Raw genomic sequence first — 16,052 nt, 5'->3', positions numbered from 1 at the left:
GAGCCAATGTGTAAAACATACTCGCTGAGAAAGACCATATTCTCCACCAAAAAGATGCACAATTCAAGGATTTTAAGGCTTTCAAAAGGTTTTATTTTTAATTAAATAGCGGATAATCAGGTATTTAGAGATAATAAAAAGGATTTCCGCAAAGGTTTGCTGTGGAAATTTTCTTTATTTTTCCTTTACAAATCACCAACTGCATGACAAATACCACGCTCAAAAAGATATCTGAAATACTCGGCATTAGCGTTTCTACGGTTTCCCGTGCATTAAAACATCATCCTGATATCTCTGTAAAGACCCGCGAAAAAGTGATTGAACTGGCACGCACCCTTGACTATGAACCCAACGCCAATGCTGTTCAACTTAGAACCAAGAACAGTAAACTCTTAGGGCTCATGGTTCCTACCATCTCCAATTATTTTTATGAAACATTCATCGCTGCAGTAGAAGAAGACGCCAGAAAAAATGGATACGCGGTCATGATCCTGCAATCGGGAAACGATCCCGTGATTGAATCAGAAAATTTAAAACTATTCCGACAAAATCGGGTGTCGGGCGTATTTGTTTGTTTGAGTTCAAACACCAAAGACTTGAGCAGTTTTGAAAAAATGTTTGATCTTGAAATACCTGTTGTATTTTTTGATAATGTACCGCAAGAATCAGGTGTACATAAGGTTTGTTTGGCTGATGAAAAAAGCGCCCATTTGGCTGCTGAAACGATCTTGCAACATCCTTATCAATCTATATTGGCCATTTTTGGTAATCCCGCATTATCCATCACCAAAAAAAGAGAAGCTGCGTTGAAAAATGCTTTTCAAGCACATCTACATATCTCTTTAATGATAGAACATGCCAACAGTTCTGAAGAAGCGAAACTTGTTTGTCATGAGATGCTGAATAAACATCTTCCCGATATCATTTTTTGTATGAGTGATGAAGTATTGATTGGTGTATTAAAAACCATCCAGGAAAAAGGTCTTCGTTATCCTGATAATATTGCATTACTCACCATTAGCAATGGTACCATACCCAGACTCTTTCATCCTCAAATCACATACATAGAAACCAGTGGTGAAAAACTAGGCAAAGCTGCTTTTGCGCATATGCTCAATTGTATACAAACTAAGACTGAGCCAACTGAGCTATTGGTAGATGCTGTGCTTTTCAATGGTGGATCGCTTTGAAAATTATTAATATTGAATGTTGAATATCGAATGATAAAGTATGTAGACAACATTTCATCATTCGATATTCAACATTCATCATTGCAAAGCCTTTATCGCTTTTGCAAAAATTTCACTGAGACCGGCATCTGTTCTGCCAGCTACTTCGATGATCTCAGCAATATTCACGGGTTGTAAATGATCCGGATCACACTCATCTGTAATCACACTCACTGCCGCACATCGTAACCCAATATGATTGGCTACAATTACTTCCGGAACGGTACTCATCCCTACCATATCTGCGCCTGCTGCTCGTAAATATCGATATTCCGCTCTTGTTTCCAGATTCGGTCCTTGTACAGATACATAAATACCATGCAAGAATTCTTTTTGTAAAGCATGTGCTGCTTTGATCAGCTGTTGACCCATTGCTTCATCATAAGGCCTACACATGTCTACAAAACGATTGCCAAATGCAGGATCATTCAATCCGCGCAACGGGTTTTCGGGTAATAAATTGATATGATCATTGATCAATACCATATCCCCTTTTTTAAACAATGGATTCATTCCCCCAGCTGCATTACTTAATAATAAAAACTGAACACCCAATGCTTTCATCACTCTTATTGGAAAAGTAATTTGTTGCATACTATAGCCTTCATAATAATGAAAGCGTCCTTGCATGGCCATGATTTTTTTCCCTTGTACAGTGCCATAGATCAATTGGCCTTTATGAAACTCTACGGTAGCTACAGGAAAATGAGGTATTTCATGATAGGGAATAGTATGAATAATATCAATGTGTTGTACAAAAGAACCCAACCCTGTTCCCAGTACTACGGCTACTTCCGGACTCTTAAACCCTCTTTCATTTAAAAAAGAAGCGCATTCTTCAATCTTTTGCAACATATTCTCCATAATAACCAGTAATTTTTCAGTGTGTAAATTAAAACTATATGCGTTCAATGAACGTATTTATTATATGCAAAGATTGTTCCTTTTTGTGATCAGCATGTTACTCTTGTCCGGAACTGTAATGATTGCACAAGCTCAAGAAACCCAGTCATCAGACGAAAATCGATTCACAAAAATATCTCAGCAATTGCTACTTACAGCAAAAAGACGAGAACCTGCTGATTCATTGGTTCAGTTTTTACAGCAAATTTCTCCGAATGATTTGTATCAAGAATTGAACAATGATACCAAAAAGAAAACTTTTTGGCTGAACATTTACAACGCTTTTACCCAGCTCGCTCTTGCGCAAAATCCGGATCGGTATAAAAAACGCGGACAGTTCTTCGGTCAAAAAAATATTGTCATTGCCGGAGAGCGACTAAGTCTTGATCGTATAGAACACGGATTATTACGTCGATCTAAAACAAAATGGAGCATGGGATATTTCAATCGTTTATTCCCCTCCTCCTTTGAAAGAAAACACCGAGTGGATAGTGTTGATTACAGAATCCATTTTGCTCTGAATTGTGGGGCGAAGAGTTGTCCACCCATTGCTTTTTATCGTGCAGAACAATTGGATAAACAATTAGACCTTGCTACTCGTGTTTATTTGAGAAATGAAGCAGTGTATGATAGCACTAAAAATCAAATCCAACTACCTGCCATTATGGGCTGGTTTCGTGGCGATTTTGGTGGAAAGAAAAAAATGAAAGAACTATTAAAGAAGATCAGCGTTATTCCTAGTGACGTTAATCCTTCTATCAAATTCAAAAAATACGACTGGAATCTTTATTTAGATAATTACAAAACCGACTAACATGGCTAATCATTATTACAATGCAGAAGATCTAGGAAAATTTGGTGCTATTGGCGAGTACCAAAAAGAAATGGCTGATAAATTTTTTGCATGGTATGGAGAAGTATTCAAAGACAGCGCGCTGAGTGCACGTGAAAAATCATTGATTGCATTAGCAGTTGCACATGCCGTTCAATGTCCCTATTGTATTGATGCTTACAGTAGTGACGCTTATGAAAAAGGATGGAGTGAATCTCAAATGATGGAAGCCGTTCATGTGGCTTCTGCCATTAAGGGGGGTGCTGCTTTGGTACATGGCGTTCAAATGATGAACAAAGTGAAGTCCATTGCCATGTAAATCTGTTATTCGAGTTTATTAAAACCACTTCATGAAATCACTGAAAGCATTACAACATGCATTAGCTGATGCGGGACATCAGATTGATATTTTAGAACACGAAAAAGACCTGCCATTATTCACCGATAAAATGAAACAGGCAGGGCTCTTACCCTTACACCCTACACAACCTGAAATTTTTCAGGTGAACGTGGGTAAAATGTGTAACCAAGTGTGCAAACATTGTCATGTTGATGCAGGTCCCGACCGAAAAGAGATCATGACCAAAGAGACCATGATGCTTTGTCTGGATGTGTTAGCCAATAATCCTTCTTTCAAAACGATAGACCTAACCGGTGGCGCCCCGGAAATGAATCCGGATTTCAGGTGGTTTGTGTCAGAGATCAAAAAACTGAATAGACATATCATTGTACGTTGTAACCTCACCATTATTCTGGCGAATAAGAAATACCATGATCTCCCTGAATTTTTTAAACAGCATGCAATCGAAGTGGTTTCTTCGCTTCCTTTTTACACCCAAGACAGAACAGACAGACAAAGAGGTAATGGTGTTTTTGAGGATTCAATCAAGGCATTACAAATGTTGAATACAGTTGGGTATGGCATGGAAGGAACAGGATTGTTATTGAATCTTGTGTACAATCCTGCCGGTGCTTTCCTTCCTCCTTCACAATTAGCATTAGAGAAAGAATATAAAGATGCTTTATTAGAGCGATACAATATCCAATTCAATCAATTGTATGTGATCACCAATATGCCGATCAGTCGCTATCTGGATTATCTACTGGTAAGTGGTAATTATAGCAGCTATATGGAGAAACTCATTCAAGCTTTTAATCCGGTAGCAGCTGCCAATGTAATGTGTAGAAATACGATTTCGGTGGGATGGGATGGCTATTTGTATGATTGTGATTTTAATCAAATGCTGGATTTGAAAGTTGGGTGTTCCGGTTCTGATCATTTATCGAAGTATTCTTCGTCTGCGATCAGTCAACGCGAAATCATTCTCAATCAACATTGTTATGGTTGCACTGCCGGATCAGGATCTAGTTGTGGCGGGGCTGTGGCATAAATTATACACCATTGAAACAGGCATTGATCATTTTTGCTAGAAATCCGGTTCGTGGAAAGGTGAAGACCCGTTTGGCTGCCACATTGGGGGATGACAAAGCTTTATCCATCTATCAATCATTATTGGAACATACTGTTCAGATCACCCAACAAATGCCTTGTGATCGTTATGTTTTTTATGCAGATGGTATTTCTTTGAAAGATGTTTGGCCGGATGATCTATATCTGAAAAAAAATCAGGAAGGTAACGATCTGGGTCAACGCATGCTTCATGCTTTTGATACACTGTTTCAACAGGAATACCAAAAAATCATCATCATTGGCACAGACTGTTTTGAACTTTCTTATTCTATCTTACTGGATGCATTCACTGCGTTGGATGAAAAAGAAGTAGTGATCGGTCCTTCAAAAGATGGTGGATACTATTTACTGGGTATGCGGCATTTTTTCCCATTTCTTTTTGAGGAGAAAACATGGAGTACAGATACTGTTTATAGCAGCACTGTTCAACAATTAGCAATACAGAACATTCGTTATGATACACTTCCGATACTCAATGATATTGACACGGAAGGTGACTGGAAACAATACTTACATCAACAATCATAAAAACCAATACATGTCAAATTATCTGGAAACTGCACACAGTGTTTACAAAGAGGCTGCTGAAAATCCACAAAAAGGATTATGCTGTACCACTACTCCGGTATGGCAATTGCCCGGACTCTCCATTCCACAAAAAATGTTGGAAATGAATTATGGCTGTGGAAGTACCGTAAATGCCAGAGACCTGGTGAATCAACCTACTGTTTTGTATGTGGGTATTGGTGGGGGTATGGAATTACTACAGTTTTCTTATTTCAGTAGAAAGCATCAAGCTGTAATCGGGGTAGATGTAGTAGATGAAATGATCACGGTATGTCAGGAAAACCTGATCGAAGCAGAAAAACAAAATCCATGGTTCAGAAAGGAATTTATTGATATCAGAAAAGGAAGTGCTCTTTCCTTACCCATTGAAGACAATAGCATTGACGTTGCTGCACAAAACTGTCTCTTCAACATATTTGAAGAAGCGGATTTACAATTAGCCTTGAAAGAAATGTATCGGGTACTTAAGCCCAGAGGCAGACTGGTATTAAGTGATCCTACTTGTGAGCAAGCAATGCCTGAAAGTCTGAAACAGGATGCCCGATTAAGAGCTTTGTGTTTAAGTGGCGCTTTACCACTACAACAATACATTGAAATGATCACTGCTATTGGATTTGGAACGGTGGAAATTCGGGCAAAACGACCTTATAGAATTTTAGATCCAGAGAATTATGATACGGATACTCTACTCTATATCGAGAGTGTAGAAGTTTGTGCCATTAAAGATCCTATGCCTGCAGACGGACCTTGTGTATTCACGGGTAAGACAGCTATTTACTATGGCAAAGACGAATATTTTGATGATGAAAAGGGACATGTATTATTGCCTAATCAACCACTGGCAGTTTGTGATAAAACAGCAAATGCATTGAGCACATTAGAAAGGAACGATATTTTTATCAGCCCATCTACTTTCTTTTATGATGGCGGGGGATGTTGTTAATACCAAAAGTATAAAAAGAGGCTGTATCAAAAGTCTGATACAGTCTCTTTTTATTCAAACGAATCTCAGGTTCTGATTTTCTTTTTAAGACAGCTTCTTGCTTTTACTATGGACAATTAGCCATGACCAATAAGCCATTCAACAAATCTCCAAGCGCTTATTTCACCTTGTTCAAGCCTAACATCGATACTTGCCAATTGGGTAAAGGTTTTTGATGGGTTCTATTGGATAGATGAATATACCATCCTAATTTTTTGATCACAGGAACCCGATCTGTTTGGACGAGTTCAATTAAAGTACCATCCGGATCTTCTACGTAACAAAATCGTCCTGACGCATTCTCCATTGCATAAGATCCTGCACTATCTACTGTGAAAGCATATCCGTTTTGTTCCATGGTTTGTTTTAATCCATCCATATTTAAGACATCAAAACATACATGAATAAAACCACAATCACCCCAATATCTGTTTTGGAAAAGATGTGGAGGTTGTTCATCCAGCAATTGAATCAATTCTATATCAAAACCTCCTAGTAACCTGCTGAACGCACCGGCATTGGCGATATTTTTTCGCAATAAGACTTTTCGAATGGTTTGTTCTTTCCCATTGTCCACAATTTTTTCTTTTATATCCAATACCGTATGTACATTTCCCAACAGTTGCTCATAAAAAAGTAAAGAACGTTCCATATTGCTTACCCCAATTACTACGCCTGCTACGCCACCTAAACTATTGGTATAATTTTTAAACCAATCTGTCCCTTCAATGATCTGAAACTTATTGAATAAATTATCTGTTACTGTAAAAGATAATCCCTGATTAGGACAAGATTGAGTTGGAGATATTTTTAGTGAAGGATAAGATGTCAACTGTGCTCTGGCAGTATGAATACAAGATGTCTTTATTTTAACAGCATTGATTCCTGGAGAACCATATATGGAATCTTTTGGAAGATCAGCAGGTGTTCGATTAAGGTATTGCCATATTTCAAATCCACCGCCTCCTTTTAAGTTCATAGTAAGAATGGCCCTTCGGTTAAAACATTGATTCCCAGTATAACGGGTCATTAGTTTTGCCTCTGCCTCATCATCAAAAACCAACACATCCATACCAAAAAGATCCCGATACAAATACTTAGCCTGATCTGCATGTACAACGCCAATACCGACTTGTTGAATTCCTGTGATGTGTACAGACATAAGCAATTTTATTAGATATACGAACTAGTCATGCATTAGGTTGACGACTTAACGATAATTCAATAAAGACCGATATCGTTCTGCCATCTCTTCCTGTGTAGCCCCTTTTTTATACATGCGAATAATAGTATAATTGGCTGTTTGTACCCTTAGCCAACTATTGGTCTCATATTTTCTGGCAGATACCAATGCTGCTGATGAGAATATTTTGTAGCGTGCACCGGTAGATTTTGCTCTAGTTACAATATCATAGTCTTCCATGATACGCATCGACCCATTAAAACCTCCGATCTGTTGAAATAGTTGACGATCCATGAATAATGTCTGATCACCACCATAACAAATGAATAGATCAAATCGTGTAAACCAGGCATTAAAAAGTAAAATTTTATGATTGGAATCGAATTTGGTTCTGTAGCGTCCAAATACATACCCATCATTAATGCCTGCAAGAATATCCGATACATAAGAAACCGGAGGAAATGTATCTGCATGTACGAAATAAAAAACAGTGCCTTTTGCCAAACTTGCACCATGATTCATTTGAGCTGCCCTGCCTTTATGAGGTGATAAAGTAGCGAATGCCCCGCCTGCAGCAGCAATAGACATGGTATCATCAAGACTACCACCATCAGATACAATAATTTCCTTTACATGACTACCTCCATGTTCTTGTAAATATTGAACCAGTTTACCAATACCATCGGCTTCGTTATAAGTAGGTATAATGATACTGATATGTTGCATAATGAGTGTTGAGCATGCTCAATATAAATCATAATTCAGTTGTAGTTGAAGTAACACAAAAAAATAATGGCTCCTTTTCAGAAGCCACTATCTATTTACTGCTTGCAACAATAAATGCTGCTATATGTTTGCTGAGTATAGCCTATTTATTTTTACGAATGTATAAGTCACCGCTCCAAGATTTTACCATTAGTTCTGCACCTCCGCCATTGATCTTTCCTGTTACCCAAGCATCCTTACTGATCTTGTAAGTACCTCCAGAATTGGTTTTCATCGGAGCCGCAGAAGATTTATCGATCGCCACTTCAAAATCGCTGAATATTTCACCCTGATCGGTTTTCATTTTTAGGTTTGCTTTGGTAGTTGCCGGAAAATTGAGATTTACATCACCATTGAATGTAGAAAATGCCATCGGCTTTCCTTCCGTTACGGAAGAGAATGCCACTGAAATATCTCCATTCACCGTATTGGCTACAGCAGTACCTGAAAAACCAGAAACTTTGATATCTCCATTTACGTTGTTCAATTCCAACTCACCTTTGATATTGCTGACCACAATATCACCTTCATTCAGTGTATTTAAAACGAGTGTACCATTCAACGGAACCTTAATATCCAGATCAATTTTACGCATCATACTATGGTTGTTGATCGTTACTTCATTATTCTTTTCAACTGCATCAATCTCATAGCCTGAAGAAGCTCCAATACGTTTCAAGCCTGATACTTTCGGATCACTCTTTTTAGATTTTCGATCTTCCTCAACTTCTACATTAATGATCAGATTGTCTGCTGAATGTCCTGTTACACGGATAGAACCGCTTAACAAACCCACTACTAACTTGTAGGGTTTACCGGGATTACTTAGTGCTACTGTAAGCTGTTCTTTTTCAACACCCTGCCCTAACAATACCATTGAACAGAGCAAGCTGATGAGTGTAAGTGTATACTTGATTGTTTTCATATTTCTGTTTTTATGATTTTCTGATATAAACATTCCCATTTAGGGTTTCAAAATTAAATTGCTTACCGCCACTACCAATTCGAACTGCATTCCCTTTACTAATCTTATATACGGTACTATTAGACTTATTTTCGGTATTCTTCTCCAAAGTGTTACTAATAGGTTCTACATTATCAAAGTCCGTATAATATTTCCCATTCATGCTTTTGAAATACAGATCTGCATTTAATCCGTTTTGATACTTCACCGTGATATCACCATTGATGGTATGATAAACAGATGCAGCCGATGGATTCACTAAATAACTTACATTGACTGCTCCATTCACTGTTGTAGCTTTTGTGGTACCCTTTGCATTCTCTACATCTATCGCTCCGTTTACATTCGAAACCCATAATGTACCGTACACATCTTTCACTTTCACATTCCCGTTATTGATTGTTGATACACGTAACCGCATTTGATGCGGGACTTTTACCACAAAATCAAGTTGGTATTTATAACGAATATTTTTACGTTCATCATTTCTATCCCAATTCCTATTAGGTCTTGAATCATAGGGGGCAGCTATGTATACAACGATGCTATCGCCCTGTTGTTCCATTTCAAAACGAAATTCTTCTTTTCCTTTGGCAACTTCATCCGGATATTTAGAACTGATATTTTTGTCGATCTCTAATAACACTTTATCGCCGTCATAACCTTCTACTTTAATAGAACCAAAAACATTATAGATAGCTAATACTGCATCATTTTTTTTACCGTTGACGGTAAACTGTTTGGAAATATGTTCCTTGGCTTCTTGTGCCGATGTACTGATACATGCACAAAGGGATAACATTCCTGCTGTTAGCAGGTTAAAACAGCTTTTCATATGTACAGGGGTTTAAGTATTTAACTGATGAATGGTTGCTTGTATTTTGGTTTTGATCGCTTCATTGGTTTCAGGCTTCTTTAAGAGTTGCTGAAAAGAACGAACCGATTTTTTCTCTTGTATACTCAGCATAATATCAGCAAGGGCAGATTGAACCAGCGGAGACGCTTGTTGAGCAATGGACTGAATCAAGCCCTCTCTCACTTTTGGATCACTGGTCATTTTAGACAAAGTCTCTAGTGCCGTTAATCGAACATTTACATTTTCATCATTATTCAACGTTGTCAACAACGCATCTTTCACTCGTCTATCTACCGTATCAATTTCATTCACATAACTTACAGCTCTTAATCTTTCTGAAGCAGATGGGTGTTCCAGTAAGGTCAGCGTCAGCATTTCACGCATTTCTTTTACTTGTGACGAAAGTACTGCTACCTCTGACTTTCCGCTTCCCTTTTGCTGAAAATACAGTGAAGCTACCACCACTCCTACCACTAACATGCCTAATCCATAAGCCATACGTGGATTAACCAATAGCGTAGTGAGTTTTGAAATATTTTCTTTTAGCTGATCCCAGAAACCGGTTTTCGCAAGTTGCTCTTTTTTATAAGCCTCCAAGTTCTGAATGAATGTATTTTTGATACCGGCAGATGGTTCTGGCTCCGGTAGTGCAGCTGTAATGTTCCAGAATGTCATGATACCATTCAATTCTTCTGTACATGCTGAACAAGTAGTTACATGGAGATTTACCTCTGCCTTCTCCGCATCACTTAAGTTATTCAGTGCCAGTGACCATAATTTTTCTTTATCAAATGCACATTTCATACACTCATTGTTTGTTGACTAATTTCAAGATATATTTCTCTTAGCTGTTTAACAGCCCGATGTATTCTTACTTTAATCGCTCCTTCTGACAACTTTAAAATCGCAGCGATCTCTTGGTATTTCATTTCTCTGTAGCGGGAAAGAATGATCAGTTCCCGATCCGTTTCACTCAATCTTGCCAGTGCCTTTCTCAAAATCAACTCTTCTTCTTTTCTGTTCAATCGTGTATCTGCCGATGTAGTTTCATGTATATTGTTTTCAGCCTCTTCAGCATCTACAGTTGTACCCATTTTTTTACTCTTTCTATAATGATCCTTTAATGCATTTCTGGCAATTGTGTACATCCAGGTCTCAAACTTATAGGTACCCGTGAAAGTTGATCTTGAACGAATCATATTCATGAAGACGGTCTGTACCAGATCTTCACTTTCATTTTTCATGCCGGTATGATGATAAAAGAAACCATACAGTGGTCGATGGTGTCTGTCGAATAACAGTGCCATTTGATCCAGGTTGCCTTCTTTTACCCTGAACATGAGCTGATTATCAATGGTTTCGTTCGTCAATCTCGGGTCAGTTAATGTTTGCTTTGAAGTATAAACTGAGGTTAGAGGAAAAGGTTACAAGCGTTTTTCATTTTTATTTACCTATCTGCTCTAATAAAAGCCCCATTATCTGACCATTTTGAGGATCCACCCAACATTCCTGGTAGCCCTTTTTCGGAAAGAAAATACTGGTCATTACGGAAAGTCCATCATCTGCAAATAATTCCACAGAGGTTTTATCCAATACCAGCTTTACTTGAATCAATGGATTATTGGATAATCTTGGTGCGGTATGAATAGCTGCAAATTCCGGGTGAAATGCTGTTTGTCCGGATGATCTTCGATCAATATAGAATTCCTGTTTGATAGGATCATATCCTATTACCACCTTTTCCTGTTGATCATTCAAACAAGTAACTGTAAAATTTTTAGTAGCATCGGCTTGAAAAGAAATCACTGAGGAACCTGATAAACGGATTTTTTCAATAGCATCAACCTTGACTTTATGAAAAGCCTCTTTCCCTAATGCCTGAAGAGATGATACAGGTAACGAAGCCAATCGCCATGTTTCTCCCAATTTCATCAGTTTTAATTCTCGAGGAATGGTCATTGCACTTCTCCAGGATTGTGTAGGTACTTGATTGGCATACATCCAGTTACTCATCCATCCGATCAATATTTTTTGATCTCCGGTATTTGACCAAGTAACTCCGGCATAGTTGTCAGGACCATAATCCAACCACAATGTTTGATCGGTAAAAGATTTAAAAGACTTACCATCAAACTCTCCCAAAAAATATTGAGTACCTGAGCCCTTATTGGGGGCCCCGGGGTTGAGGTTTACGATTAATGCCCAAATGGTTTTGCCTTCATACTGCATTGGAAAAAGATCCGGACATTCCCATACACCTCCATGAGCCCCCACATCTTCACCAAAGGAACTTTCTGCTATCCAATTTTTTAAGTCCTTGGATGAGTAAAACAATATTTTGTTTTGGGCAGCAAGTGACATAATCCATTTTTGCTTCGGTGCATACCAGATTACTTTCGGATCACGGAAATCTTTGATACCCGGATTTTTGATCACCGGATTTTGATCATATTTTATCCAGGTTTTTCCATCATCTATACTATAAGCAAGACTTTGTGTTTGAAAATCTGAACGACCTGCTTTTTCTCCTTGGGTATTGTGATGTGTAAAAATGGCCACCAAAGCTGTTTCTCCGGGCTTGGCAAAACCCGCAGTATTATTACTATCTATCACTGCACTACCTGAAAAAATAGTCCCCAAACTATCCGGAAATAAAGCAATGGGTTCATGTTGCCATTCAATAAGGTCTGTGCTGGTGGCATGCCCCCAATGCATAGGACCCCAAACAGATGAATCCGGATTGTGCTGGTAAAAAAGGTGATACACCCCTTTATGATACACCATCCCATTGGGATCATTCATCCATGCTTTTGGTGGAGTAAAATGAATATCAGGACGATACAATTCTTCTTCTGTCATGGGTTTTTTCTCCTGACAGGAAAAGCAATATACCAGCATCAAGTAAAATACAGCTCTTTTCATAAGCTAATAATGAATAACCTGAAATTACTGATTTCCTTTCCATTCTCCTACTACCAAAACTTTGCATACAAAGCAATAATCATCATCAATAACATGGTGATCATGGCGATACTGGATGGTTTTAGTTTGAACATACTACGATCAATATCAAATGCTTTTGGATTCACTTTCGGCCCACCTAAACTGATCAGCACCATGATCAATACCGTGAAGAAGAAAGTCCAACCCATATTCACCATAAAAGGAATTTCATATTGCCCGGCAGCATTGATATAGGCAGTATACAAAATGGTTTCAGAACCAAACCAAGATGGTGCATAATTGTTGAAGACCACCGATAAAATAAAGCCGGATAATACACCAGCCACAGCAGCGGCTCCCGTAGTCCTTTTCCAGAACATACCCAGCAGGAACATGGCGAATACACCCGGACTAATAAAGCCTGTATATTTTTGAATAAAAGTATATCCACCTTCACCACCGATGCCTAGTAAATCTTCCCAGGTACAGAACACGGCAATGAGCATGGCAACAAAAATGGAGATGCGGCCTATTCTCACCAATTTGGCTTCATCTGCTTTTGTATCAAAATATTTCTGGTAGATATCCAAGGTAAAGATGGTAGAGATACTATTCGCTTTACCTGCTAATGAAGCAACAATAGCTGCTGTTAATGCCGCAACAGATAAGCCTTTCATACCAACAGGTAATAAACTTAATACAGCTGCATAGGCGCCATCTTTTTTACCATCGAAAACGGATGCATCAAAATATCCATTTTGATATAAAACAAAAGCAGCGATACCGGGTAGCATCACGATCACCGGCATGAATATTTTTATAAATCCAGCAAACAAAATTCCGTTACGTGCGGTTTGCAGATCTGCTCCTAATGCTCGTTGTGTAATGTATTGATTACAGCCCCAGTAATTCAGGTTGGATATCCATTGTCCGGCGAAATACATGGTGATACCCGGTAATGCAATATATTTTTGTACATACTCCGCACTGCTTGCAGCATTTGGTTTGTCAAAAATCATATGAAAATGATCGGGTGCTTCTTTCATCAACGCCCCCAATCCACTGATCGCACTGTTTCCTTGATTCACCACTTCATCAACTGCTACGAGTGATAAATAAACGGCTACACAACCACCAATAATCAATACTGCTACTTGAATAACATCGGTATATCCAATCACTTTCATTCCTCCGATGGTAATACAGAATGCAAATAGCGCTAACACAATTAGAATAATATGAAAGAATTCATTTCCGATCAATCCACTAATAGCTTTAGACCCTAGGTATAAAATAGAAGTCAGGTTTACGAAAATGTACAGGAACAACCAGAATACAGCCATGATCACTGAAACGGTTTCATTGTAGCGTTGTTTCAGGAATTGTGGCATGGTATAAATCTTATTTTTGAGATATACCGGAATGAACCAAATGGCAACAATAATGAGTGCAACAGCCGCAATCCATTCATAAGCAGCTACTGCAATACCGGCGAAGAAACCTTCTCCACTCATCCCCACAAAATGCTCTGCAGATATATTAGAGGCAATAAGGGAAGCTCCAATGGCCCACCAAGTGAGAGAGCCTTCTGCCAAAAAATAATCTTTGGTACTGGCGGTTGTTGATTTTTTTCTGCGGTACACCCATATACCATAAGTTACCACAATAATAAAATAAGCAAGAATGACAATGAAATCAGTTAGTTGGAGTTGGTTGTTCATGTATCTAATTTAGGGAATTAGGATACATGAGAGATATAAAGAATAAAGATTCTATTACTTCCCAATACAGAAAATGACTTGGGTTGATTTTAGTGAGTTGCAGAGAAATTAGTGACAGAATAGTACTTGATTTCAACTAATATTTTAGTCAAACAAGTAATATTAGGTATTGGAGGACACATTGATTAACGGTTATACCATTGTGTGCCGGAGTATCTGTCACCGTCATCGTCATCATAAGAGCCAGAGGAAACAAAAAATTGCTGCATTTCAGAATTAGATTCTAAAAAGTGTTCTAGACGTGAGTTATGCTCTTCTTCAAACACATCGCCGATAAATGGAGTAATCATAACGCTGCAGTTTTGATTACTAAATCTAACTCCTTTTCTAAATATTTCCAAGAGAATTGCTTAGCATTTTGTAAAGCAGCCTGACTCAATGCCTGTAATGATGCTTCATCAAACATAAGATTGTATACATTCTGAGCTAACATTCTAGCATTCACCAAATACTGATAGGCCCCTGTTTTCCAGATCTGTACCTCACTTGCCTCAATCAACACACTTCCCTGAGTTAGAATTTCTGCCATGTTTCCTTTATCATCTGTACCTATAAGAGGGATGCCACAAGCTTGGACTTCCAAATTAAGTAGTTCGAAGCCGCCACAAAAGGGGATATTAACGCACAGGTCACAAATTCCTATCCTTTGCACTAAACTCAAATCTTCGATGCGGGTTATACCATTACTATGTAAAGAATCATTAAGTGGTGTTCCTCTCAATTGATCTGTTAAATCTTTGGGGAAATATACATACTCTTCAATATCCAATTCCTTTGCGATCGAAATTAAATTCCAACTATTTAAGTGATCTAAAGGATTGCAATGAAAATAAAAAACGAAATCAGTAAATTTTAAATCATTGACGAGGATACTTATGGCCTGCAATATTTTTGCTTGTTGCTTTCGTTCGGTATTTCTAGCAAAGCATCCAATTATTTTTTTATTTGAAATTCCAATACTTTTTTTCAGAAATTCTTTATTCGAAATTGGATGAAAAAAATCAGTATTCACCCCATGATGTGCATAAGCAACATTTAGTATATTTTTTGAAATCAAATAGTTCTGCGTATGTCTTGTGGGAACTATAATTCTTGCAAACTCATTCAAAAAACGGAGGTCGGCCATCAAGAATGGTGTTCCGTCTAGTACCATATGCGCATATAATTTTCCTTTGTAACCCGAGGCTTGAATAATTGCATACCAGCGTCCGACATTCATGATATCAAAATTCACAATCAGCAGATCAGGTTTAAAAAAGCTTAAATAAGATTTAAATGTCTTAGCTAAGTCTAGACCACCAACAGTCCAAATGCTATACGGATAAGAGTTTCTATCAAAGGTTTCTCCTATCTGATCAATTCCAAAGCAAGCGACTTTACACTTTGCCTTATACAGATAATCGGCTATCACCTTAGTTGTTACACCGAAGCCTGTAGTCAGGGTTGGGGATTGAGATATGATGCCAACTTTCATTATTTTATACAAGTTTGTGTAGCAACTGTAAGCTCCCCATAATTTAGTGCCACGTTTAGTTAGAGTTTTCTAAGGTAATATTTTTCTGTTTTTCCTCCCATT

At 38.1% G+C, this 16,052-nt stretch carries 17 protein-coding genes; 6 read left to right on the top strand and 11 right to left on the bottom strand.

Going from position 1 to position 16,052, the window contains the following annotated elements:
- The first annotated feature begins 203 nt into the window (after nucleotides 1-203).
- Nucleotides 204-1,190 carry a LacI family DNA-binding transcriptional regulator gene (locus ACTIEV_RS10565; protein ID WP_322196987.1) on the top strand — a complete coding sequence of 329 codons (987 nt, stop codon included), beginning with the start codon at nucleotides 204-206 and terminating at the stop codon, nucleotides 1,188-1,190.
- A 78-nt stretch (nucleotides 1,191-1,268) separates the two neighbouring features.
- On the opposite strand, the gene ACTIEV_RS10560 is transcribed toward ACTIEV_RS10565, so the two are convergent.
- Entirely contained in the window at nucleotides 1,269-2,084 is an 816-nt protein-coding gene (locus tag ACTIEV_RS10560; RefSeq protein WP_439516443.1) for a purine-nucleoside phosphorylase, read from the bottom strand.
- Between the two features lie 73 nt (nucleotides 2,085-2,157).
- On the opposite strand from ACTIEV_RS10560, the gene ACTIEV_RS10555 reads away from it, so the two are divergent.
- From ACTIEV_RS10555 to arsM, 5 genes are read left to right on the top strand one after another with little or no spacing between them, the layout of a single operon-like run.
- Entirely contained in the window at nucleotides 2,158-2,946 is a 789-nt protein-coding gene (locus tag ACTIEV_RS10555; protein WP_322196989.1) for a DUF547 domain-containing protein, read from the top strand.
- Nucleotide 2,947: 1 nt separating this feature from the next.
- Nucleotides 2,948-3,283 (top strand): arsenosugar biosynthesis-associated peroxidase-like protein, encoded by a 336-nt coding sequence (locus ACTIEV_RS10550; RefSeq protein WP_322196990.1) that lies wholly within the window; start codon nucleotides 2,948-2,950, stop codon nucleotides 3,281-3,283.
- Between the two features lie 31 nt (nucleotides 3,284-3,314).
- Entirely contained in the window at nucleotides 3,315-4,355 is a 1,041-nt protein-coding gene (gene arsS / locus ACTIEV_RS10545; RefSeq protein ID WP_322196991.1) for an arsenosugar biosynthesis radical SAM (seleno)protein ArsS, read from the top strand.
- Nucleotides 4,356-4,366: 11 nt separating this feature from the next.
- Nucleotides 4,367-4,963 (top strand): TIGR04282 family arsenosugar biosynthesis glycosyltransferase, encoded by a 597-nt coding sequence (locus ACTIEV_RS10540; protein ID WP_439516442.1) that lies wholly within the window; start codon nucleotides 4,367-4,369, stop codon nucleotides 4,961-4,963.
- 10 nt (nucleotides 4,964-4,973) lie between these two features.
- Nucleotides 4,974-5,945 carry an arsenosugar biosynthesis arsenite methyltransferase ArsM gene (gene arsM, locus ACTIEV_RS10535; protein WP_322196993.1) on the top strand — a complete coding sequence of 324 codons (972 nt, stop codon included), beginning with the start codon at nucleotides 4,974-4,976 and terminating at the stop codon, nucleotides 5,943-5,945.
- A 157-nt stretch (nucleotides 5,946-6,102) separates the two neighbouring features.
- Here the strand turns inward: arsM and ACTIEV_RS10530 are convergent, their stop codons facing one another.
- From ACTIEV_RS10530 to ACTIEV_RS10485, 10 genes are all read right to left on the bottom strand, one after another.
- Nucleotides 6,103-7,146 carry a VOC family protein gene (locus tag ACTIEV_RS10530; RefSeq protein ID WP_439516441.1) on the bottom strand — a complete coding sequence of 348 codons (1,044 nt, stop codon included), beginning with the start codon at nucleotides 7,144-7,146 and terminating at the stop codon, nucleotides 6,103-6,105.
- A gap of 48 nt (nucleotides 7,147-7,194) precedes the next feature.
- Entirely contained in the window at nucleotides 7,195-7,893 is a 699-nt protein-coding gene (locus ACTIEV_RS10525) for a TIGR04283 family arsenosugar biosynthesis glycosyltransferase (RefSeq protein ID WP_322196995.1), read from the bottom strand.
- 142 nt (nucleotides 7,894-8,035) lie between these two features.
- On the bottom strand, nucleotides 8,036-8,857 hold the full coding sequence (locus ACTIEV_RS10520) for a DUF4097 family beta strand repeat-containing protein (RefSeq protein ID WP_322196996.1): 822 nt from the start codon (nucleotides 8,855-8,857) through the stop codon (nucleotides 8,036-8,038).
- A 10-nt stretch (nucleotides 8,858-8,867) separates the two neighbouring features.
- Nucleotides 8,868-9,731 carry a hypothetical protein gene (locus ACTIEV_RS10515; RefSeq protein ID WP_439516440.1) on the bottom strand — a complete coding sequence of 288 codons (864 nt, stop codon included), beginning with the start codon at nucleotides 9,729-9,731 and terminating at the stop codon, nucleotides 8,868-8,870.
- 12 nt (nucleotides 9,732-9,743) lie between these two features.
- A complete protein-coding gene (locus ACTIEV_RS10510) occupies nucleotides 9,744-10,556 on the bottom strand; it encodes a HEAT repeat domain-containing protein (protein WP_439516439.1) in 813 nt (270 codons plus the stop codon).
- Nucleotides 10,553-11,122: an RNA polymerase sigma factor gene (locus ACTIEV_RS10505; RefSeq protein ID WP_322196999.1), complete on the bottom strand. Its 570-nt coding sequence runs from the start codon at nucleotides 11,120-11,122 to the stop codon at nucleotides 10,553-10,555. Before ACTIEV_RS10505 ends, ACTIEV_RS10510 begins: the two co-directional genes overlap by 4 nt.
- 73 nt (nucleotides 11,123-11,195) lie before the next feature.
- On the bottom strand, nucleotides 11,196-12,674 hold the full coding sequence (locus tag ACTIEV_RS10500; RefSeq protein ID WP_439516438.1) for a glycoside hydrolase family 32 protein: 1,479 nt from the start codon (nucleotides 12,672-12,674) through the stop codon (nucleotides 11,196-11,198).
- A 50-nt stretch (nucleotides 12,675-12,724) separates the two neighbouring features.
- Complete coding sequence (locus tag ACTIEV_RS10495; RefSeq protein ID WP_322197001.1) at nucleotides 12,725-14,416, bottom strand: sodium:solute symporter family transporter; 1,692 nt, start codon at nucleotides 14,414-14,416, stop codon at nucleotides 12,725-12,727.
- 185 nt (nucleotides 14,417-14,601) lie between these two features.
- Nucleotides 14,602-14,766 carry a hypothetical protein gene (locus tag ACTIEV_RS10490; RefSeq protein ID WP_439516437.1) on the bottom strand — a complete coding sequence of 55 codons (165 nt, stop codon included), beginning with the start codon at nucleotides 14,764-14,766 and terminating at the stop codon, nucleotides 14,602-14,604.
- A complete protein-coding gene (locus ACTIEV_RS10485; RefSeq protein WP_439516436.1) occupies nucleotides 14,763-15,950 on the bottom strand; it encodes a hypothetical protein in 1,188 nt (395 codons plus the stop codon). Before ACTIEV_RS10485 ends, ACTIEV_RS10490 begins: the two co-directional genes overlap by 4 nt.
- Nucleotides 15,951-16,052: the final 102 nt, after the last annotated feature.

The organism is Sediminibacterium sp. (genome assembly GCF_051861365.1).
GTDB lineage: Bacteria > Bacteroidota > Bacteroidia > Chitinophagales > Chitinophagaceae > Sediminibacterium.
Note: the sequence above shows the minus strand (reverse complement) of the source record. Positions and strands in the feature narration are given on the sequence as shown.

What these genes read in the sequence shown, in the direction of transcription:
- ACTIEV_RS10565 (WP_322196987.1), top strand. Translation starts at nt 204, where the DNA reads ATGACAAATACCACGCTCAAAAAGATATCTGAAATACTCGGCATTAGC.
- ACTIEV_RS10560 (WP_439516443.1), bottom strand. Translation starts at nt 2,084, where the DNA reads ATGTTGCAAAAGATTGAAGAATGCGCTTCTTTTTTAAATGAAAGAGGG.
- ACTIEV_RS10555 (WP_322196989.1), top strand. Translation starts at nt 2,158, where the DNA reads ATGCAAAGATTGTTCCTTTTTGTGATCAGCATGTTACTCTTGTCCGGA.
- ACTIEV_RS10550 (WP_322196990.1), top strand. Translation starts at nt 2,948, where the DNA reads ATGGCTAATCATTATTACAATGCAGAAGATCTAGGAAAATTTGGTGCT.
- arsS (WP_322196991.1), top strand. Translation starts at nt 3,315, where the DNA reads ATGAAATCACTGAAAGCATTACAACATGCATTAGCTGATGCGGGACAT.
- arsM (WP_322196993.1), top strand. Translation starts at nt 4,974, where the DNA reads ATGTCAAATTATCTGGAAACTGCACACAGTGTTTACAAAGAGGCTGCT.
- ACTIEV_RS10530 (WP_439516441.1), bottom strand. Translation starts at nt 7,146, where the DNA reads ATGTCTGTACACATCACAGGAATTCAACAAGTCGGTATTGGCGTTGTA.
- ACTIEV_RS10525 (WP_322196995.1), bottom strand. Translation starts at nt 7,893, where the DNA reads ATGCAACATATCAGTATCATTATACCTACTTATAACGAAGCCGATGGT.
- ACTIEV_RS10520 (WP_322196996.1), bottom strand. Translation starts at nt 8,857, where the DNA reads ATGAAAACAATCAAGTATACACTTACACTCATCAGCTTGCTCTGTTCA.
- ACTIEV_RS10515 (WP_439516440.1), bottom strand. Translation starts at nt 9,731, where the DNA reads ATGAAAAGCTGTTTTAACCTGCTAACAGCAGGAATGTTATCCCTTTGT.
- ACTIEV_RS10510 (WP_439516439.1), bottom strand. Translation starts at nt 10,556, where the DNA reads ATGAAATGTGCATTTGATAAAGAAAAATTATGGTCACTGGCACTGAAT.
- ACTIEV_RS10500 (WP_439516438.1), bottom strand. Translation starts at nt 12,674, where the DNA reads ATGAAAAGAGCTGTATTTTACTTGATGCTGGTATATTGCTTTTCCTGT.
- ACTIEV_RS10495 (WP_322197001.1), bottom strand. Translation starts at nt 14,416, where the DNA reads ATGAACAACCAACTCCAACTAACTGATTTCATTGTCATTCTTGCTTAT.
- ACTIEV_RS10490 (WP_439516437.1), bottom strand. Translation starts at nt 14,766, where the DNA reads ATGATTACTCCATTTATCGGCGATGTGTTTGAAGAAGAGCATAACTCA.
- ACTIEV_RS10485 (WP_439516436.1), bottom strand. Translation starts at nt 15,950, where the DNA reads ATGAAAGTTGGCATCATATCTCAATCCCCAACCCTGACTACAGGCTTC.